General features: G+C 70.0%; 18 protein-coding genes and 1 pseudogene. 13 read left to right on the top strand and 6 right to left on the bottom strand.

The annotated features are described in order from the left end of the window. A partial coding sequence (locus tag ABD151_RS01845; protein ID WP_343990735.1) for an HNH endonuclease signature motif containing protein occupies positions 1-325 on the top strand: 325 nt, incomplete at its 5' end. A gap of 101 nt (positions 326-426) precedes the next feature. On the opposite strand, the gene ABD151_RS01840 is transcribed toward ABD151_RS01845, so the two are convergent. The 6 genes from ABD151_RS01840 to ABD151_RS01815 all read right to left on the bottom strand — a co-directional run bounded on the left by ABD151_RS01840 (position 427) and on the right by ABD151_RS01815 (position 7,010). Continuing rightward, positions 427-873: a hypothetical protein gene (locus ABD151_RS01840; RefSeq protein WP_343990733.1), complete on the bottom strand. Its 447-nt coding sequence runs from the start codon at positions 871-873 to the stop codon at positions 427-429. Between the two features lie 158 nt (positions 874-1,031). Then, positions 1,032-1,775 (bottom strand): succinate dehydrogenase/fumarate reductase iron-sulfur subunit, encoded by a 744-nt coding sequence (locus ABD151_RS01835; protein WP_343990731.1) that lies wholly within the window; start codon positions 1,773-1,775, stop codon positions 1,032-1,034. After that, entirely contained in the window at positions 1,772-3,829 is a 2,058-nt protein-coding gene (locus tag ABD151_RS01830; protein ID WP_343990729.1) for a fumarate reductase/succinate dehydrogenase flavoprotein subunit, read from the bottom strand. The genes ABD151_RS01835 and ABD151_RS01830 overlap by 4 nt, the downstream gene beginning before the upstream one ends. A gap of 19 nt (positions 3,830-3,848) precedes the next feature. Continuing rightward, entirely contained in the window at positions 3,849-4,550 is a 702-nt protein-coding gene (locus ABD151_RS01825; RefSeq protein ID WP_343990727.1) for a succinate dehydrogenase cytochrome b subunit, read from the bottom strand. Positions 4,551-4,659: 109 nt separating this feature from the next. After that, positions 4,660-5,928, bottom strand: coding sequence for a YibE/F family protein (locus ABD151_RS01820; protein WP_343990725.1), 1,269 nt, complete (start codon positions 5,926-5,928; stop codon positions 4,660-4,662). Between the two features lie 23 nt (positions 5,929-5,951). Beyond that, entirely contained in the window at positions 5,952-7,010 is a 1,059-nt protein-coding gene (locus ABD151_RS01815; protein ID WP_343990724.1) for a glycosyltransferase, read from the bottom strand. A gap of 160 nt (positions 7,011-7,170) precedes the next feature. On the opposite strand from ABD151_RS01815, the gene ABD151_RS01810 reads away from it, so the two are divergent. The 12 genes and pseudogenes from ABD151_RS01810 to ABD151_RS01755 form a co-directional block, all read left to right on the top strand. Further along, positions 7,171-9,009: a methylmalonyl-CoA mutase family protein gene (locus ABD151_RS01810; protein WP_343990722.1), complete on the top strand. Its 1,839-nt coding sequence runs from the start codon at positions 7,171-7,173 to the stop codon at positions 9,007-9,009. After that, complete coding sequence (gene scpA, locus ABD151_RS01805; RefSeq protein ID WP_343990720.1) at positions 9,006-11,168, top strand: methylmalonyl-CoA mutase; 2,163 nt, start codon at positions 9,006-9,008, stop codon at positions 11,166-11,168. The genes ABD151_RS01810 and scpA overlap by 4 nt, the downstream gene beginning before the upstream one ends. Before the next feature lie 3 nt (positions 11,169-11,171). Then, positions 11,172-12,179 (top strand): methylmalonyl Co-A mutase-associated GTPase MeaB, encoded by a 1,008-nt coding sequence (meaB, locus tag ABD151_RS01800; protein ID WP_343990718.1) that lies wholly within the window; start codon positions 11,172-11,174, stop codon positions 12,177-12,179. A 231-nt stretch (positions 12,180-12,410) separates the two neighbouring features. After that, positions 12,411-12,806 carry a hypothetical protein gene (locus ABD151_RS01795; protein ID WP_343990716.1) on the top strand — a complete coding sequence of 132 codons (396 nt, stop codon included), beginning with the start codon at positions 12,411-12,413 and terminating at the stop codon, positions 12,804-12,806. Then, the gene (locus ABD151_RS01790) at positions 12,794-13,216 is read left to right on the top strand and encodes a hypothetical protein (RefSeq protein WP_343990714.1); all 423 of its coding nucleotides are present in this window, start codon (positions 12,794-12,796) and stop codon (positions 13,214-13,216) included. The genes ABD151_RS01795 and ABD151_RS01790 overlap by 13 nt, the downstream gene beginning before the upstream one ends. Positions 13,217-13,284: 68 nt before the next feature. Next, positions 13,285-14,484 carry an amidohydrolase gene (locus ABD151_RS01785; RefSeq protein ID WP_343990712.1) on the top strand — a complete coding sequence of 400 codons (1,200 nt, stop codon included), beginning with the start codon at positions 13,285-13,287 and terminating at the stop codon, positions 14,482-14,484. Positions 14,485-14,737: 253 nt separating this feature from the next. After that, complete coding sequence (locus tag ABD151_RS01780; RefSeq protein ID WP_343990710.1) at positions 14,738-15,838, top strand: BMP family lipoprotein; 1,101 nt, start codon at positions 14,738-14,740, stop codon at positions 15,836-15,838. A gap of 120 nt (positions 15,839-15,958) precedes the next feature. Further along, complete coding sequence (locus tag ABD151_RS01775) at positions 15,959-17,494, top strand: ABC transporter ATP-binding protein (RefSeq protein ID WP_343990747.1); 1,536 nt, start codon at positions 15,959-15,961, stop codon at positions 17,492-17,494. A gap of 12 nt (positions 17,495-17,506) precedes the next feature. Next, the gene (locus ABD151_RS01770; protein ID WP_343990708.1) at positions 17,507-18,604 is read left to right on the top strand and encodes an ABC transporter permease; all 1,098 of its coding nucleotides are present in this window, start codon (positions 17,507-17,509) and stop codon (positions 18,602-18,604) included. Further along, on the top strand, positions 18,601-19,866 hold the full coding sequence (locus ABD151_RS01765; RefSeq protein WP_343990706.1) for an ABC transporter permease: 1,266 nt from the start codon (positions 18,601-18,603) through the stop codon (positions 19,864-19,866). The genes ABD151_RS01770 and ABD151_RS01765 overlap by 4 nt, the downstream gene beginning before the upstream one ends. After that, positions 19,863-20,273 (top strand): cytidine deaminase, encoded by a 411-nt coding sequence (locus ABD151_RS01760; RefSeq protein WP_343990704.1) that lies wholly within the window; start codon positions 19,863-19,865, stop codon positions 20,271-20,273. Before ABD151_RS01765 ends, ABD151_RS01760 begins: the two co-directional genes overlap by 4 nt. Next, positions 20,236-20,431, top strand: a pseudogene (locus tag ABD151_RS01755) (cytochrome P450); the annotation flags it as partial. The gene ABD151_RS01760 and the pseudogene ABD151_RS01755, both read left to right, overlap by 38 nt.

Genomic DNA, 20,431 nt, shown 5'->3' with positions numbered 1-20,431 from the left:
CAACCGCACCGGCAGCGTCGACCGCCACGACCCACCAACGTGGATGGCCGAGCAAGTCAGGCTCAGGGATCAACATTGCGTCTTCCCGCACTGCACCCGGTCTTCAGCCGACGCAGACCTCGACCACATCAACCCGTACGAAGAGACGGGCCCACCGGGCCAAACCAACCCCGAGAACCTGGCGCCGCTCTGCCGCCGTCACCACCTCGCCAAGACCTTCGCCGGCTGGCACTACCGCCGCAACCGAGACGGCACCTACACCTGGACCAACAAACACGGCCACACCTGGCTCGTCACCCCGCTCGGCACGATCCACCTCGACTGAGCCGCATCGCTGGGAGCGCCCCGATCCTCAGGCATCCACCAGATCGCCGGAGGCTTCGGCCTGCCCGCAACCGGACCACCCGCTCCACGCAACGGACCGGGCTAGGCCTGGTTGGGTGCGCCGGCGGCGTCCTCGTCGGTCTCCGGCAGCTCGCCGAGGGTCTGCGCGGGGATCTGGCCCGCCTCGATCTCGGCGGCGAGTTCGGCGATCCGGGCACGGCTGGCGGCCCAATCGCCGCCTGCCTCCTCGCACCAAGGGCGGAAGCCACGCCGTACCTCGACGTACCAGCGCCGCCCGAAGACGACCCGCGCGACGATCACAACCGGCAGCAGCACCACGAGGAGCAGCATCTCCAGCAGGGCGATCAGGCCGAGCAGGAGCACCGGGATCAGCACGATCAGCGCCAGGATCCCCAACACCAAGCTGATGGGGTCGTCGCCGAAGCCGACATCGAGGCCACCCGGGTCCATGCTGCGGGTGCGTCGTCGCCACGGCACCCAGCGTCGCGACACGCGCCAGCGTTGGCCGTCGGGAGTGCGAACCTTCATGGCGTTGCTTCCTACGTTCGTCGTTGTCGATCGCGGTGCCTGAGCCCTCGCAGCCAGGAGCGTAGCGAAGCCACCGTCGCCGCACGGAGGCGGGAAGGACGAAGCCCCTCCCGTGCCGCGGACGGCAGGGGAGGGGCTTGGTGTGGTGCTGGGTTAGCTCAGAGACCGTGCTTCATCGCGGTGCGCAGGTCCTTGTTGAGCTGGGAGATCACGTCGAGCGGGATCTCCTTGGGGCAGGCAGCGGTGCACTCGCCGATGTTGGTGCAACCGCCGAAGCCCTCGGCGTCGTGCTGGGTGACCATGTCCACGACGCGGCTCCAGCGCTCCGGCTGGCCCTGCGGCAGCTCACCCAGGTGGGTGATCTTGGCGCCGAGGAACAGCGAGGCCGAACCGTTCGGGCAGGCCGCCACGCACGCGCCGCAGCCGATGCAGGTCGCCACGTTGAACGCACGCATCGCCTTGTCACGCGGAGCCGGCACCGAGTTGGCCTCGGGCGCGGAACCGGTGTTCGCGGAGATGTAGCCACCCGACTGGATGATCCGGTCGAAGGCGGAGCGGTCCACGACCAGGTCCTTGATGACCGGGAACGGGTCCGCACGCCACGGCTCGATGGTGATGGTGTCACCGTCGTTGAACGAGCGCATGTGCAGCTGGCAGGTCGTGGTGACCTCCGGGCCGTGCGCCTGTCCGTTGATCATCAGCGAGCACATGCCGCAGATGCCCTCGCGACAGTCGTGGTCGAACGCCACCGGCTCCTCGCCCTGGGTGACGAGCTGCTCGTTGAGCAGGTCGAGCATCTCCAGGAAGGACATGTCGGGCGAGACGCCGTCGAGCGGGTAGGTCTTGATCTCACCCTTGGCGGTTGCGTTCGCCTGTCGCCAAACCTTGAGCGTGAGCTTCACTTGTAGGACCTCTGCTTCATCTCGATCGCCGTGTAGATCAGGTCTTCCTTGTGGAGGACGGGCTCGCCACCATCGTTGGAGTCGCCGCCCCACTCCCAAGCCGCGACGTAGGCGAACTCGTCGTCGTGGCGCAGCGCCTCGCCGTCCTCGGTCTGGGACTCGCCGCGGAAGTGACCGCCGCAGGACTCGCGGCGGTTGAGTGCATCGATGCACATGAGCTCACCCAGCTCGAGGAAGTCGGCCACGCGGCCGGCCTTCTCGAGGTCCTGGTTGAGGTTGTCGGACGCGCCGAGCACCTTGACGTTGGTCCAGAAGTCGGCACGCAGGTCGCGGATCTTGGAGATCGCGAGCTTGAGGCCGTCCTCGGTCCGCTCCATGCCGCAGTACTCCCACATGATCGAGCCGAGCTCCTTGTGGTAGCTCTCGACCGAGCGGGTGCCCTGGATGGCGAGGAACTTGTTGACGCGCTCCTCGACGGCGGCGCGCGCGGCGACGACGTCGGGGTGGTTCTCGGCGACCTTCTCGAACGGACCGTCGGCGAGGTAGTCGCGGATGGTGTTCGGCAGCACGAAGTAGCCGTCGGCCAGACCCTGCATCAGGGCCGAGGCGCCGAGGCGGTTCGCGCCGTGGTCGGAGAAGTTGGCCTCACCGGCCACGAACAGGCCCTCGATGTTCGACTGCAGGTGGTAGTCCACCCACAGGCCGCCCATCACGTAGTGCACGGCCGGGTAGATGCGCATCGGCGTCTCGTACGGGTTCTCACCGGTGATCCGGGCGTACATGTCGAGGAGGTTGTCGTACTTCTCCTCGACGCCGTGCTTGCCCAGGCGCTCGATCGCGTCGGCGAAGTCGAGGTAGACACCACGACGCACCATGCGCTCCTCGCCGTCGGGACCGACCTCGGCGACCTGGGGACCGACGCCGCGGCCCTCGTCGCACATGTACTTCGCCGCACGCGAGGCGATGTCGCGGGGGACCAGGTTTCCGAACGAGGGGTAGATCCGCTCCAGGAAGTAGTCGCGGTCAGCCTCGGGGATCTGACGCGGGTCCTTCTCGCAGTCCTCGACGTTCTTGGGCACCCAGATCCGGCCGTCGTTGCGCAGCGACTCCGACATCAGGGTCAGCTTCGACTGGTGCGAACCGGTGACCGGGATGCAGGTCGGGTGGATCTGCGTGTAGCAGGGGTTCGCCATGTAGGCGCCCTTGCGGTGCGCACGCCACGCGGCGGTGACGTTGGAGCCCATCGCGTTGGTCGACAGGTAGAAGACGTTGCCGTAGCCACCCGAGGCCAGGACGACGACGTCGGCCAGGTGGGTGTCGATCGCGCCGGTGACCATGTCACGCGTGACGATGCCGCGGGCCTTGCCGTCGACGATGATCAGCTCGAGCATCTCGTGGCGGGTGAACTGCTCGACGGTGCCGGCGGCGACCTGGCGCTCCATGGCCTGGTAGGCGCCGATCAGCAGCTGCTGACCCGTCTGGCCGCGGGCGTAGAAGGTACGGGAGACCTGCACGCCACCGAAGGAGCGGTTGTCCAGCAGGCCGCCGTACTCGCGGGCGAACGGAACGCCCTGGGCGACGCACTGGTCGATGATGTTGGCGCTCTCCTCGGCCAACCGGTACACGTTGTTCTCGCGGGCGCGGTAGTCGCCGCCCTTGACCGTGTCGTAGAAGAGACGGAACGTCGAGTCGCCGTCCTCCTTGTAGTTCTTGGCAGCGTTGATGCCGCCCTGGGCCGCGATGGAGTGCGCGCGGCGCGGGGAGTCCTGGTAGCAGAAGGACTTCACGTTGTAGCCGGCCTCGCCGAGCGTGGCGGCGGCAGCGCCACCGGCCAGGCCGGTGCCGACGATGATGATGTCGAGCTTGCGGCGGTTGGCCGGGTTGACCAGGCGGTTCTCGAACTTGCGGGTGGTCCAGCGCTGGGCGATCGGACCAGTGGGAGCGACGGGGTCGACGAGCTTGTCGCCGAGCGAGTAGTAGCCGGCGGCGTCGTCGGACTTCTGCTCGGGCGCGACGTTGAGCGGGGTCAGGCCGTCGTGGAGGGTGGTAGCCATCTGTTGCTGTGGTCCTTACTTACTCGACGATCCCGAAGAGGATGGAAAGCGGCACGAGCGCGAAGCCACCGGCGATCACCACGGCGAGGAAGATCGCAGCGGTGTTGGCGCGGACGCGGGCGCGGGCCGAGTTGGTGAAGCCGAGCGTCTGGCACGCACTCCACACGCCGTGGCGCAGGTGCATCGCCAGGGCGGCCATCGCGAGCAGGTAGATCACCGCGATGTACCAGCGCTCAGGCTGGAAGGAGACGATCATCCGCTCGTAGGGCGACTCCTGGTCGCCACCGGGGGTGATCGTGCGCGTGGTCAGGTGCAGCAGGTGGAAGACCACGAAGAGCAGCAGCGCGACACCACCCCAGCGCATCATCTTCGAGCTCAGGGTCGCCGCCACGGCCTTCTTCACCACGTACTTCTGGGAGCGAGCCTTGCTGGCTCGGGCCCAGAGGGTGAACGCCGCGTAGGCGTGACCGATCACGCTCAGCAGAAGCACGACGCGCATGATCCACAACAGACCCTCGTACGGGAGCATCGGCTCCCCGAAGGTACGCAGGTGGTGTGCGTAGGTGTCGAATGCCTCCTGGCCGGCGAAGACCTTGAGGTTGCCGTACATGTGGGCCAGCACGTAGCCGATGAAGATGAGGCCGGTAACGGCCATCAGGAGCTTCAGGGCGATCGTGGATCGCGTCGACCGGCCGCCTTTGGTGAGAGTCGGAGTTGCCACGAGGCTTCACGCTACCCCTGCCCGTGCCGGAGTGTGCCAGCCGGTGCCAAAAGAACGCGTGTGAGATTCCCCGCGTTACTCGCGAGTTCTGTAGAAATTTAGGCTAGCCTTACTGGCTTTCCGGCAGCGTGGACGTCGCGTCGGAGCTCGCCGGCGTGGTTGCTGACGGCGTCGCCGGACCGGCCACCGTGGCCGCCGCGATCGCCGTGGTCACCGGCACCGCGAGCACCAGCCCGATCGCCGTCACCAGGGTGCGCGCCACCTCCTCGGCCATCGCCGCATCGGTCAGGGTGTCCAGCAGGCTGCGTTCGTAGAGGGAGAGCAGCATCAGCACCATCAGGCCGGTTCCCGCATAGGCGAAGACGATCGTGTAGATCGTGGAGGCGATGTGGTCGCGCCCGATCCGCATGCCGCTGGTGAAGAGCTGACGGCGGGTGAGCTCGGGGCCGGCCGCCCGCAGCTCCCAGATCGCCGAGGACTGGGTGATGGTGACGTCGTTGAGCACGCCGAGTCCGGCGATGATCACCGCGGACATCAGCAGGCCTTGGAAGCTGATGTCCGAGACGAAGGTGGAGAGCCGCTCGCCGTCCTCATCCGAGATCCCCGAGAGCCGGGCCGCATCCACCACCCAGTAGCCGAGCACCGCCGTGATCGCGATCCCGACCAGGGTGCCGGCCAGTGCGGTGCTGGTCCGGATCGAGGCGCCGTGGGTGAGATAGAGGACCACGAACATGATCAGGCTGGAGCCGGCCAGCGCGACGCCGGTGCCGTTCTCCCCGGCGAGCAGGGCGGGCAGCATGAACTTGCCGACCACCAGCGCCGCGAAGCCGAGCCCGACCAGGGCCAGGATGCCGCGGATCCGGGCCACCACGGCGACCACGATCACGAAGCCGATCGCCAGCAGGCCCAGCGGCAGGTTGCGCTCGATGCCGACCCAGGCGAAGACCGCCTCGGTGTCGGCGGTGGCGGGAGGGATCTCCGCGATCCGCACCGTGTCGCCGGGCTCGACGCCGGCCCGCGACGCCTCCGGGGTCGCCAGCACGGTGACCTCCTGACCCTTCGCGCTGCCGGACTCCGGGCGCACGACGACCTCGTTGCAGTGCTCGGGGAACTCCTCGCGCTCGGCCGGGGCGGCGTTCACGTCGGCGGAGATCACCGGGCACGGCTCGGCCACCGAGACCACCTCGCCGCTGAGGAAGGTGACGCCGTCGGCGGCGTACTCCTGGTGCTGGGGCTGGTCGTCGGCCGACGGCCAGAGCCAGAACGTGGCGACGAGGCTGACCGCGGCCATCACCGCCAGGAACCCGAGCAGGATCCGCCGGGGGAGCCGTGCGGTCTCGATGTTCAGCTCGTGGTCACTGCGATGCGATCCGCCCATGGGGCCATCGTTTCAGAACCGCCTCACGCGGCAAGCGGGCGGCCGAGCAGCGGCGTGAGGTGCCGCTCGGTGAGCTCGGCGCAGGCGTGCTGCCAGGTCCGGCGTCCGGCGAGCTCGCGGCCACGGGCTCCGAGCGCCGCGAGGTCGGCGTCGAGCAGCGCGGTGATCTCGTCGCCGAAGGCGTCGGGGGTCTCGGACTCGAAGAGCAGCCCGGTCTCCAGGTGCCGCACCGCCTCGGCGGCACCGCCGGCGTCGGCGGCGACCACCGGCACTCCGGCCGCGGCGGCGGCGCGCAGCGCATGGGCGGAGGTGAGCTGGGCGGAGGGGTGGACCAGCGCGTCGAAGGAGGCCATCGCCACCGCCAGGTCGCCGGAGGCGAGCACCGGCAGGAACTGGGCGCGGGGGAGTCGCTCGCGCAGCCACTCCCGCTGCCGGCCCTCGCCGACGACGACCAGCTCGGTGCCGGGGACGTCGGCGACCGCGAGCAGCTGGCGGACCCGGTGGCCGCGGGCGAGGTCGCCCACGAAGCCGACGACCAGGCGCCGGCCTCCGGGGTGCGAGCTGCGGGCCCACCGGTCGTGCAGCGCGGCATCGCGCCGAGCGGGCGTGAAGGTCTCGACGTCCACGCCCGGGTGCCAGACCACGGGTCCGAGGCCGGCGACGGCGCAGGCCTGCGCGTGGCTGACGGTGAGCAGTGCGTCGCTGCGCTCGGCGACCTTCAGCCGCCAGCTGTCCAGGGTGATCTGGTCGGCCCGGGCGTGCTCGATGGTCGCGGTGGCGATGCCGAGCCGCCCGGCGTGCTTGAGCGCCTTGCGGCCCAGCGCGCGGGGGCTGAGCGCGATCACCAGATCGGGGCGCTGGGCCTGCAGGACGCCGCGGACCTGCGGGCCGATCGGCTCCAGCGGCCGCAGCCGGACGACCCGGCTGCTGCGGTAGACCTCGAGGCCCGGCGAGAGCGCCATCAGCTGCACGTCGGCACCGGTCGCGATCAGGTGGTCGGCGAGGTGGCGCGCGGTCGTGGTCGCGGCGTCGACCGCCGGATGGAAGGCCTCGGTGACGATCAGGATGCTGGCTCGGTCCATGGCCCCACGGTGGCCCGCGCAGGTGACCAGGAGGTGGCCTGAGCGCGAATCCTCGGCGAGCGGTTCGCTGCGATCGGTGGACCATCCACGATCCGGTTGTCCGTGTTCCAGAATCTGGGGCAGATGCGGCGACGACGGCACGGCGGCCTATTCTGCGGTCATGACTTCAGGATCCGAGACGGATCGCCTTGCCCTGGCCACTCCCGAGGACCAGCACACCGCTGCTGACTGGGAGAAGGCCACCGCAGCGGTGCTCCGCAAGGCCGGACGGCTCTCCGAGTCCGACGCCGACGCAGACGTCTGGAACAAGCTGACCCGCACCACCCTCGACGGGATCGCGGTCGCTCCGATCGGCACCTCGGCGGCCACCGCCGACCTGCCCGCGACCGGTGTGCCCGGCGCCGCACCGTTCACCCGGGGCCGGCTCGCCGAGAAGCCGGAGATCGGCTGGGACGTGCGCGCCCACTTCTCCGGCCTCGCGGCCAAGGACGTCAACGAGGCGGCACTGCTCGACCTCGAGAACGGCGTCAACTCGCTGTGGCTGCACGTCGGTGGCGTCCTCGCCCCGGCCGAGCTCGGCACCGCGCTGAAGGGCGTCTTCCTCGACCTCGCGCCGGTCACCCTGGACGCGCCGGAGGACCCGATCGCCGCAGCGACCGCCTTCGTGGCGCTGCTCGGCGAGCTCGACGTGACCCCGGCTGAGGGCACCAACCTCGGTGCCGACCCGATCGGCGCGCAGGTGCGCGGCGAGGGCGCGATCAGCCTCGACGTCGTCGACGCGGTCGCCGAGCTCGCGAAGCAGGCCGGCACGCTCGGCGTCGTGGTCGACGGCTCCGCCATCCACGACCAGGGCGCCTCCGACGCCCAGGAGCTCGGCTACAGCCTCGCGGTCGGCGTCACCTACCTGCGCCGCCTGGTCGCGGCCGGCTTCTCCCTGGAGGAGGCGCTCGGCCTGATCGAGTTCCGCTACGCGGCCACCGCCGAGCAGTTCCCGACCATCGCCAAGTTCCGCGCCGCGCGCCGCCTCTGGGCCCGCGTCGCCGAGCTCTCGGGCGCCGAGGCGGCCGCCGGCGGTCAGCGCCAGCACGCCGTCACCAGCCGCCCGATGATGGCCAAGTACGACCCCTACGTGAACATGCTGCGCACCACCGTCGCCGCCTTCGCGGCCGGCGTCGGGGGCGCCGAGGCGATCACCGTGCTGCCGTTCGACGCGCCGCTCGGCCAGCCCAGCGTGCTGGGTCGGCGCAACGCCCGCAACACCTCGGCGCTGCTGATCTCCGAGTCGCACATCGCCAAGGTCGTCGACCCGGCCGGCGGCTCCTACGCCGTCGAGAAGCTCACCGACGACCTGGCCCAGGCCGGTTGGGCGGAGTTCACCCGGATCGAGGAGGCCGGTGGCATCGCCGCCGCCCTCGAGGACGGCTCCCTGCTGGGCCGCGTCGAGGCCGTGGTCGAGGCCCGCGAGGCCGAGATCGCCCGCCGCAAGCGTCCGCTGACCGGTGTCTCGGAGTTCCCGAACCTGGCCGAGGTGCTGCCCGAGCGCCCTGCCAACCCGGACGCCGACGAGGTGCGCCGCTACGGCGCCTCCTTCGAGGCGCTGCGTGACGAGCCCGCGACCGGCACCGTCTTCCTGGCCACCCTGGGCCCGGTCGCCGCGCACACCGCGCGGGCGACCTTCGCCAGCAACCTGTTCGCGGCCCGCGGGATCGGCGTCGACGTGGCGGGTGCCACCGACGGCGTCGACGCGCTGGTGGCCGCCTATGCCGGACAGCCCGTGGTCTGCCTGGCCGGTGCCGACAAGACCTACGCCGAGTGGGGTGCGGCCGCGGCCGAGGCCCTGCGCGCGGCCGGCGCGCGGCACATCATCCTGGCCGGCAAGCCGGGGGAGAAGACCGTGGAGCCGAGCCTGGTCGACGACGCCTGTTCGGTCGGCGTCGACGCCCTCACCTTCCTGACGACCACGCGGGCCCACCTGGCCGGCGAAGGAGCAGACGCATGAGCATTCCCGAGAGCTTTGCCGGCCTGTCGCTGAGCGGCGACGCCGCCGCGGCCGGCGCCGTGCGCAGCGGTGCCGCCTGGGCCTCGCCCGAGGGCATCGACGTGCTGCCGGTCTACGGACCCGAGCACCTCGAGGGCCTCGACGCCCTGGACACCTGGCCCGGGCTCAGCCCGTTCCTGCGTGGCCCGTACCCGACCATGTACACCACCCAGCCATGGACGATCCGGCAGTACGCCGGCTTCTCCACCGCGGAGGAGTCCAACGCGTTCTACCGCCGCAACCTGGCGGCCGGCCAGAAGGGCCTCTCGGTCGCCTTCGACCTGGCCACCCACCGCGGCTACGACTCCGACCACCCGCGGGTGCGCGGTGACGTCGGCATGGCAGGTGTCGCGATCGACTCGATCTACGACACCCGGGTGCTCTTCGACGGCATCCCGCTGGACCAGATGTCGGTCTCGATGACGATGAACGGCGCCGTGCTTCCGGTGCTGGCGCTCTACATCGCTGCGGCCGAGGAGCAGGGCGTGGCGCCCGAGCAGCTCGCCGGGACCATCCAGAACGACATCCTCAAGGAGTTCATGGTCCGCAACACCTACATCTACCCGCCGGCGTCGTCGATGCGGATCATCTCCGACATCTTCGCGTTCACGGCGCAGAGGATGCCGCGGTTCAACTCGATCTCGATCTCCGGCTACCACATGCAGGAGGCCGGGGCGACCAACGACCTCGAGCTGGCCTACACCCTGGCCGACGGCGTGGAGTACATCCGGGCCGGCCTCGACGCGGGCCTCGACATCGACGCCTTCGCGCCGCGCCTCTCGTTCTTCTGGGCGATCGGGATGAACTTCTACATGGAGGTCGCCAAGATGCGCGCCGCCCGCGCGCTCTGGTCGCGCCTGGTGCGCCAGTTCGACCCGAAGAACCCGAAGTCGCTCTCGCTGCGCACGCACAGCCAGACCTCGGGCTGGTCGCTGACCGCGCAGGACGTCTTCAACAACGTCCAGCGCACCGCGATCGAGGCGATGGCCGCGACCCAGGGCCACACCCAGTCGCTGCACACCAACGCCCTCGACGAGGCGATCGCGCTGCCCACCGACTTCTCGGCCCGGATCGCGCGCAACACCCAGCTGATGCTGCAGCAGGAGTCGCGCACCACCGAGATCATCGACCCGTGGGCGGGCTCCTACTACGTGGAGAAGCTGACCCACGACATCGCCGAGCGCGCCTGGGCGCACATCACCGAGGCCGAGGCCGCCGGTGGCATGGCCAAGGCGATCGAGCAGGGCATTCCGAAGATGCGCATCGAGGAGGCGGCCGCCCGCACCCAGGCGCGGATCGACTCCGGTGCCCAGCAGGTGATCGGCGTCAACACCTACCGGCTCGCCGACGAGGACCCGCTCGACGTGCTCAAGGTCGACAACGACTCGGTGTACCGCCAGCAGATCGCGAAGCTGGAGCGGCTGCGTGCCGAGCGCAACGACGACGACGTGCGCCGCGCGCTCGAGGCGCTCACCAACTCCGCCGAGCGCGGCTCGGCGGGCGGTGGCTCGCTCGACGGCAACCTGCTCGCCCTGGCCGTCGACGCGGCCCGCGCCAAGGCCACCGTCGGTGAGATCTCCGACGCCCTGGAGAAGGTCTACGGCCGCCACCAGGCGACCATCCGTACCATCTCCGGTGTGTACCGCGACACCGCAGCCAACGCCGGCGACAGCAAGCTCGAGCAGGTCCTCGCCGCCACCGCTTCCTTCGAGGAGGCCGAGGGTCGCCGTCCGCGCATCCTGGTCGCCAAGATGGGCCAGGACGGCCACGACCGCGGCCAGAAGGTGATCGTCTCGGCGTTCGCCGACATGGGCTTCACCGTGGACGTCGGTCCGCTCTTCTCGACGCCCGAGGAGGTCGCCCAGCAGGCCGTGGACGCCGACGTGCACATCGTCGGCGTCTCCTCGCTGGCCGCGGGTCACCTGACCCTGCTGCCTGCGCTGAAGAAGGCCCTCGCCGACCTCGACCGGGCCGACATCATGGTGGTCATCGGCGGCGTCATCCCGCCGGACGACGTGCCCACCCTGAAGGAGATGGGCGCTGCCGCCGTCTTCCTGCCCGGCACCGTGATCGCCGACTCGGCGCTCGACCTGCTCGCGCAGCTGAGCAGCGACGCCTGATCGATGGCGCGTGACGTCGATGTCGCGGCGCTCGTCTCGGATCTGCGAGACGGGCGCCGCGCCGCCGTATCCCGGGCGATCACCCTCGTCGAGAGCTCCGCTCTGCGGCACCGGGTCGCGGCTCGTGAGCTGTTGGCCGAGCTGGCCGCGCAGCCACCGGCGAAGCCGACCGTGCGGGTCGGCATCTCGGGGGTTCCCGGCGTCGGCAAGTCCACCTTCATCGAGGCGCTCGGCACCCACCTGACCGCCGCCGGCCACAAGGTCGGCGTGCTCGCGGTGGACCCGTCGTCGGTGCGCACCGGCGGCTCGGTGCTCGGCGACAAGACCCGGATGGCGCAGCTCTCGGTCGACCCGAACGCGTTCATCCGGCCCTCGCCGTCGGCCGGCACGCTGGGCGGCGTCGCCGCCGCGACCTCGCAGGCGATGAGCGTCCTGGAGGGCGCGGGCTACGACGTGGTGCTGGTGGAGACGGTCGGCGTCGGCCAGTCCGAGATCACCGTCGCCGGCATGGTCGACACCTTCCTGTTCCTCACCCTGGCCCGCACCGGCGATCAGCTGCAGGGCATCAAGAAGGGCATCCTGGAGATCGCCGACGTGATCGCGGTGAACAAGGCGGACGCCGCCGGAGCCGGTGAGGACCGCAGCTCCGAGGCGCGGGTCGCCGCCCGCGACCTGGCCGGCGCGATGCGGATGGTGCGCGGCCCGCACGAGTGGGCGCCGCCGGTGATCACCTGCTCAGGCCTGACCGGGGTCGGCGTCGACGACGTCTGGGCCCGGATCAACAGCCACCGCGAACACCTGGGCGAGCAGGGCCTGCTGGCCAAGCGCGCCCAGCAGCAGCTGGACTTCACCTGGTCGCTGGTCCGCGACGAGCTGATCGATCGGCTGCGCCGCTCCAAGCACGTGGCGGCGGTGCGCGAGGAGATCCGCGAGGAGGTCCTGAGCGGTCGCCTGAGCGCTCCGGCAGCTGCCGATCTGATCCTCCAGACCTACGACCAGACGCCCGACTGAGCCTCGATCCGGCGCTCGCGGAGGTCCGCCGGACGGGCTGGGGCAAACCCGATTCGCGAGCCGCCCGGCGGTGTTAGCGTCGCCGGCATGAAGCGAACAACCACTGGATTTGCAGCCCTATTCTCGGTACTGGCCACTTTCATGGTGGTGCTCGTTGGTGCTCCGACGGCAAGTGCCGCTCCCAACAAGATCGACTGCGGTCAGACCCGCAGCAGCTCCTGGTGCAGCTACGTGACGCAGAACATCGTCGACTCCAAGACGATCGGCTACCGCGACAGCATCACCAACGGCCGCAACTACGCGATCTCGGGTCACTGCGAGGCGAACACCTCGAAGACCTCCTCCTACTCGATCGGCTCCACCCTGGGCACCGAGATCAAGGCGGGGATCTTCGGCGGCGTGAAGGCCGAGATCAACTCGAACATCGAGAAGAGCATGACCACCGGCTACGTCACCTCCGCGACGTTCAAGATCCCGAAGAACTCCACGGTCTACTGCGACCGCGGCATCGTGAACGAGCGGCTCAAGGGCTACACCAAGCTGCACGCCTGCGGTGGCGGCTGCAGCACGACCACCAAGAACTGGACCTTCCAGGCACCGGCCCGACTGCGCTGGTGGATCTACTGAGCAAGCGGCTCCGCCTCGCCACGGCCGCGGCACTGCTGGTGCTGACGGCGTGCGGCACGACGAGCGGGTCGACGTCGGTCGACGTCGACCCGCTCGCGCCGCCCACGCCGGAGCCGGTGCGTCCGGACGAGAGCGTGCTCGATCGTGCCGAGGGCGCGGGGACGGCGAGCGAGGTCGCCTCCGGGCGCTCGGACGATCTGGTCATCGTCTACGCGACCTGCACCGCCGAATCCGCGACCGAGGTGGTGCTGCGGACCACGCTGCCGCGCGACGAGCCGATGACCGTGCCCTGCGACGGGATCGTCTCGCGGACCCAGATCTTCACCGTGCCCGGCCGGGAGTTCACGCTGGGCGTGGAGGCAGCCGAGGAGATCCGGTGGCAGGTGCTCGTCACCGCCCGCGACGAGTAGCGGCCGCCGCGTCCCACGAGCGCTCGGTGGCCGCTGTCGGATGCTCCGGGCCGATTAGAGTGAGCACGATGCCTTCTCCAACACCGAGTGCCGCGCTCGAGCTGCTGCGCACGACCATCGTCGACGCCGAACCGGAGCTCCTGGAGTTCCGGCGGGACCTGCACGCCCACCCCGAGCTCTCCTGGCAGGAGGCCCGGACCACCGAGCGCGTCGCCGCCCGGCTGGAGAAGGCCGGCCTGCGGGTGCGGCGGCTGCCGCGCAGCGGACTGATCGCCGAGGTGGGGGAGAGCGGCCCGCTGGTCGCCCTGCGCGGTGACCTGGACGCGCTCCCGGTGGAGGACCGCACCACCGATCCGTGGGTCAGCACCGTGCCCGGTGTCGCCCATGCCTGCGGCCACGACGTGCACACCACCGCGCTGATGGGGGCCGGCTATGCCCTGGCCGCCCTGCATGACGCCGGCCTGCTCCCGGGCCGGGTGCGGCTGCTCTTCCAGCCGGCCGAGGAGGTGATGCCCGGGGGAGCGCTCGACCTGATCGCCCTGGGCGCGCTGGAGGACGTGGAGCGGATCTTCTGCCTGCATTGCGATCCCAGCCTCGACGTCGGCGAGGTGGGGCTGCGTGAGGGGCCGCTGACCGGCGCCGCGGACGCGCTCGGCGTGCAGCTGCGGGGCAAGGGCGGGCACACCTCGCGGCCCCACCTGACCGAGGACCTCACCTTCGCGCTCGGCAAGCTGGTCACCGAGCTGCCCGCGATCCTCTCCCGCCGGCTCGATCCGCGGGCCGGGGTCAGCGTGGTCTGGGGGATGATCCAGGCCGGCTCCACGCACAACGTGATCCCCGCGACCGGCCGCGTCGCCGGCACCGTGCGGATGCTCGACGCCGTCGCCTGGGCCGATGCCGAGACCCTGGTGCGCGAGCTCGTCGCGCAGATCGTCGAGCCGTACGGGGTGGTCGCCGAGATCGGCTACCAGCGCGGCGTCCCGCCGGTCGTCAACGACCACCTCTCCACCGGCCTGCTGACCCGCTCGGTGGAGGCGGCCATCGGCGAGACCGGGCCGGTGCCCACCCAGCAGAGCCTCGGCGGCGAGGACTTCGGCTGGTACCTGGACCGGGTCCACGGTGCGATGGGGCGTCTCGGCACCCGCACGCCGGGCGGGCCCACCTACGACCTGCACCAGGGCGACCTGCGCGTCGACGAGCGGGCCGTGGCGATCGGTGCCCGGGTGCTCGCCGGGGCAGCGCTGCTCTCCCTGCACGCCGTCGGCTGACGCGCCGCGCTGAGCCTGCTGCGCGCCCTGTGCTGCGCCTGCTTGCCGCCCGGCGCTGAGTCTGCTTCCCGCCCTGCTCTGTGCGCGCTGCTCGGGAACAGTTACTGTCTGGTCGCAAGCATGACGTGGATGTTTCGGCCGATCGCGGTTTTGATATGAAACTGCAACAGGTTGGCCACCGTCCCGTGCCGCTTGTTGTCATATGGTGCTCGGGGACCAGTTCCGGTTCTGAAGATCCCAAGAGGAGGCCGTCTTGCGTCGCTTGACCAAGATTGTTGCCGTCGCCGCCTGCGCTTCCGTTGTGCTGGTCGGCTGCGGAAAGAACGACGACGATTCCAACGACTCGAAGGGCAGCGGCAGCAACAACTCCGCCTCGGCGGGCACCGAAGACGTCTGCAAGACCGCGGACGGCGACGGCCCGAAGGTGGCCCTGGCCTACGACGTGGGTGGTCGTGGTGACCAGTCCTTCAACGACGCCGCCTACGCGGGTGTCGCCAAGGCCGTCGGCGAGTTCGACGTCACCTGCTTCGAGGGTGAGGCTGCGACCGGCGAGGCCGAGTCGGTGCGCGAGGAGCGTCTGCGCGGCATGGCCGAGCAGGGCTTCAGCCCGATCATCGGCGTGGGCTTCGCCTACTCCGAGTCGGTCAACGCGGTTGCTCCCGACTACCCCGACACCGCGTTCGCCGTGGTCGACGGCTTCGACCCCGACGAAGAGGCCAACCCGAACGTCGCCTACCTCGGCTTCGCCGAGCACGAGGGCTCGTTCCTGGTCGGCGCCGCTGCTGCGCTGAAGACCGAGAAGGACCACATCGGCTTCGTCGGTGGCGTCCACAACGACCTCATCAAGAAGTTCGAGGCCGGCTACGTGGCGGGCGCCAAGGCCGTCAACCCGAAGATCAAGGTCGACGTGACCTACATCGAGGAGTCCGACGTCAAGGGCTTCGCCGACCCGGCCGGTGGCAAGGCCGCCGCGACCGCGATGTACGACAAGGGCGCTGACATCGTCTTCCACGCTGCCGGTGGCTCCGGTACGGGTGTCTTCGAGGCCGCCACTGCTGCCGGTGCCGGCAACTGGGCGATCGGCGTCGACTCCGACCAGTACCTGACCGCTCCTGCCAACCAGCAGAAGCAGATCCTCACCTCGATGCTCAAGCGCGTCGACGTGGCGACGCTCGACATGATCCGCTCGGTCGCCGACGGCACCCCGCTGTCGAGCTACCAGACCTACGACCTCAAGGTCGATGGCGTCGGCTACTCCACCTCCGGTGGCTTCGTCGACGACATCACCGGCGACCTCGACGAGTGGGCGACGAAGATCAAGGGCGGCGAGATCACCGTCCCGACCGCTCCCTGATCCAGGGAACCTCGGTTGAATCCGGGCCTGTGGCTGCCTTCGTGGTAGCCACAGGCCCGCACCCGTCCCGGCACGACGACCGGGCACCGTGCGCAAATTGGAGGAGGGCCCTTGAGCAGCATGGCCGCAACCCCGGCGGGAGAGGCGAGCTCGCATCGCCCGCTGGCGATCCAGGTCCGTGGCGTGACCAAACGCTTCCCCGGCGTGGTCGCCAACCATGACGTCGACCTGGACATAGCCGAGGGCACCGTTCACGCGTTGATCGGTGAGAACGGCGCGGGCAAGTCGACGTTGATGAAGATCCTCTACGGCGTGCAGAAGGCCGACGAGGGCACGATCAGCGTCAACGGTCAGGAAGTCTCCTTCTCCTCGCCGACCGAGGCCATCAAGGCCGGCATCGGCATGGTCTTCCAGCACTTCATGCTGGCCGACAACCTCACCGTCCTGGAGAACGTCGTCCTCGGCGCGGAGAAGCTGCACGGCATCGGGCCGGCGGCCCGGGCCGAGATCCAGCGGATCTCCGACGCCTACGGCTTCGCCCTCGACCCCGACGAGCTCGTCGAGCACCTCGGCGTCGGGCAGCGCCAGCGGGTGGAGATCCTCAAGGTCCTCTACCGCGGCGCCAAGATCGTGATCCTCGACGAGCCCACGGCCGTGCTCGTGCCGCAGGAGGTGGACGCACTCTTCGCGAACCTCCGCGAGCTGCGGGCCTCCGGCCACACCATGCTCTTCATCTCGCACAAGCTCGACGAGGTCCGGGCGATCGCCGACGACATCACGGTGCTGCGTCGCGGCACCACGGTCGGCACCGCGGACCCGAAGACGGCGACCAAGCGGGAGCTGGCCGAGCTGATGGTCGGCGCCGAGCTGCCGTCGCCGGAGACCGAGGAGTCGACGGTCACCACCGACGTCCAGCTCTCCATGGTCGACGTCAACCTGGTCGACGACTTCGGGCGCAACCTCCTCTCCGGGATCAACCTGACCATCCACCGCGGCGAGGTCCTCGGCCTCGCCGGCGTCGAGGGCAACGGTCAGGACGAGCTCCTGGAGACCCTGATCGGGATCCGCCGGGGCACCGGCTCGATCACCGTCGGCGGCGTCGAGGTCTCCAGCTACAGCACGCGGCGGCGTCGCGAGGCCGGCATGGGGTTCATCCCGGCCGACCGGCACCGGCACGGCCTGCTGCTGGACGCTCCGCTGTGGGAGAACCGGATCCTCGGCCACCAGACCACCGCCCCCAGCGTCACCGGCCCCCTGGTCAACCGACGCGGGGCCAAGGCCGACACCCAGCGCATCGTGGACCTCTACGACGTGCGGACCCCGTCGATCAACACGCCGGCCCGGGCACTGTCCGGCGGCAACCAGCAGAAGCTGATCATCGGACGCGAGATGTCGGGCGATCCGGTCCTGCTGATCGCCGCCCACCCGACCCGCGGCGTCGACGTCGGCGCCCAGGCAGCGATCTGGGGTCACATCAAGCGGGCCCGTCGCGAGGGGCTGGCGGTGCTGCTGGTCTCCGCGGACCTCGACGAGCTGATCGGCCTCTCCGACCGGATCAAGGTGATCCTGCGCGGCGAGATCGTCGGCGACTTCGACCCCCGCAATGTCACTCCGCAGGACCTCGGTCAGGCGATGACCGGTGGAAAGGGCGACTGAACCATGCCTGTTGTGAAACGACTGCTGGCCGCCGTGATCGCACCGGTGATGGCGCTGGTCGCCGCGGTGCTGATCACCTCGGTGGTGATCTCGGTCTCCGGCACCTCGCCCGTGGACTTCTGGCAGGCGATGCTGGAGAAGCCGTCCAACCGGAGCCTGGTGAACATCGTCAACCAGTCCTCGATGATCTTCATGTCCGCCGTCGCCGCCGCGATCGGCTTCCGGATGAACCTCTTCAACATCGGGGTCGAGGGCCAGTACCGGGTCGCCTCCTACGTGGCTGCCGTCTTCGCCGGTGCCGCCTTCGTGAGCGGCTGGCTGAACGTGGTGCTCTCGTTGCTGCTGGCCATGCTGGCCGGCGCGGCGTGGGCCGCGATCCCCGCGATCCTGCGGGTCACCCGCGGCGTCAGCGAGGTGATCTCGACGATCATGCTCAACTCGATCGCCGTCTTCGGAGTCGGCTGGCTGCTCTCGAACTACGGCGAGAAGGCCGGCGACGGCCGGCGCACCACGCCGATCTCCGACGACTCCCTGCTCGCCGGCTGGCAGCCCTTCGAGCGCACCGACGGCAAGATCTGGAGCCTCACCGTGCTGGCCGTCCTGGTCGGCGTCACCTACTGGTTCGTGGTGAACCGGACCCGCTTCGGCTTCGACCTGCGGGCCACCGGCCAGAGCGAGACCGCGGCGGTCGCCTCCGGCATCAGCGTGAAGCGGATGATCGTCATCTCGATGATGCTCTCCGGCGCCACCGCCGGCCTGATCTGGCTGCCCAGCCTCTTCGCCGAGACGGCGTCGGGCCACTACTTCTCCAGCAGCACCTTCCAGGTGCAGCTCGGCTTCACCGGCATCGCGGTGGCCCTGCTCGGTCGCAACAAGGCGGTCGGCATGGTCTTCGGCGCGCTGCTCTTCGCCTACCTGAGCGTGCAGGCCTCGGCGCTGGAGTTCGCCGGCCTGGACGTCTCCAAGAACGTCGTCATGGTGATCCAGGGCGTCGTGGTGCTCACCATCGTCATCTCCTACGAGGTGGTCGGCAGATGGCGAACGGCCGCTGAACAGCGGGCGGTCACCGCCGCCCTCCAGAGCCCCAGCAAGCAGGAGGTCCCCGCATGAGCGTCGCGACGACCGCTCAGGCCCCCGCGGCCCCGGCGCGCAAGAAGCGCCGCTCGCCGGCGATGTGGCTGCTGATCGTGGCCGCGGTGATCGCGGTCATCTCCCTGGTCCGGATCGTGACCGGCACCCACGAGCTCGACTCGCCGGGTTCGCTGACCGCCGCGATCACCGCCACCTGCCCGATCCTGCTCGCCGCCCTCGGCGGTCTGTGGGCCGAGCGCGCCGGCGTGGTCAACATCGGCCTCGAGGGGCAGATGATCCTGGGCACCTGGGGTGCCGCCTACTTCACCTACTGGTACGACCCCTACACCGGCATCATCGGCGCCATCGCGCTCGGTGCGGTGGGCGGCCTGATCCACGCCATCGCGACGGTGAGCTTCGGCGTCAACCACATCGTGTCGGGTGTCGCGATCAACCTGATCGGCCTCGGCCTGGCCAGCTTCCTGGCCGAGGCGTTCTTCGCCGACCTCAACTCCGAGCACGGCCGCGGCGGCCCGCGTCAGCTGACCGGTCTCGCCAAGCCGGACACGATCACCATCCCCGGCTTCTCGGACTGGATGGCGGACCTCGCGGCCAAGCACTGGTTCTTCATCTCCGACGTCGCCTCGCTGCTCGCGGCGCTGTCGACGAACCTCTCGGTGGTGACGATCCTGGTCTTCGTGCTGCTGATCGCCACCGTCTGGATCCTGTGGCACACCTCCTTCGGCCTGCGGCTGCGCTCCTGCGGCGAGAACCCGCACGCTGCGGAGAGCCTCGGCATCAACGTCTACCGCTACAAGTACGCGGCGGTGATCGCCTCCGGTGCCTTCGCCGGACTCGGCGGCGGCTTCCTGGCGCTGGTCTCCAGCTCCGGCTACAGCGAGGGCCAGACCAACGGCCGCGGCTACATCGGCCTGGCCGCGATGATCTTCGGCAACTGGCGTCCTGGCGGGATCCTGCTCGGCTCGGGCATGTTCGGCTACACGGACAGCCTGCGCCTGCGCGATGCCTCGACGGTGCACGCCCTGCTGCTGCTGGTGGCCATCGCGCTCGCCGTCTATGCGGTCGTCCAGTGGCGTCAGGGAGCCCGGACCACCGCCATGGTGGTGGCCGGCGGGGCGGCGCTCTTCCTGCTCTGGTTCGCACTGACCGACGAGGTGCCGCGCGACTTCACCTCGATGACGCCGTACGTGCTGACCCTGCTGGTGCTCGCCTTCGCCTCGCAACGATTGCGGATGCCCAAGGCCGACGGCCTGGTCTACCGCAAGGGGTCCGTGGGATGACCTCACCGCAGACCGACGTCGACTGGGCCTGGTTGCAGGCCCAGGCGACGGAGGCGATGCGTCACGCCTATGCGCCCTACTCGCAGTACCGCGTCGGCGCAGCCGCGCTGGTCGAGGACGGGCGCGTGGTCACCGGCTGCAACGTGGAGAACGCCGCCTACGGCGTCGCGCTCTGCGCCGAGTGCGGGCTCGTCTCCCAGCTGCACCTCACCGGCGGTGGCCGGCTCACGCACTTCGTCTGCGTGGACGGCGACGGCCAGGTGCTGATGCCGTGCGGCCGCTGCCGCCAGCTCTTGTACGAAAACGGCGGGCCGGAGCTGATCGTGATGACAGTCTCCGGGATCCGCACGATGAAGGAGGTCCTCCCCGATGCGTTCGGCCCCCACAACCTCGATCGATCTCTCTGATCCCGGGTTCGTCGCCGACCCCTACCCGGTCTTCGCGGCCGAGCGCGCCGCGCACCCGGTCGCCTGGCACGAGGAGAGCCAGCGCTGGCTGGTCTTCGGCCACGCCGAGGTGAGCGCGGCGCAACGCGACCGCCGGCTCGGGCGGATCTGGGTGGACG

This window comes from Nocardioides dubius (assembly GCF_039528155.1).
In the GTDB taxonomy this organism is placed as follows: domain Bacteria; phylum Actinomycetota; class Actinomycetes; order Propionibacteriales; family Nocardioidaceae; genus Nocardioides; species Nocardioides dubius.
Note: the sequence above shows the minus strand (reverse complement) of the source record. Positions and strands in the feature narration are given on the sequence as shown.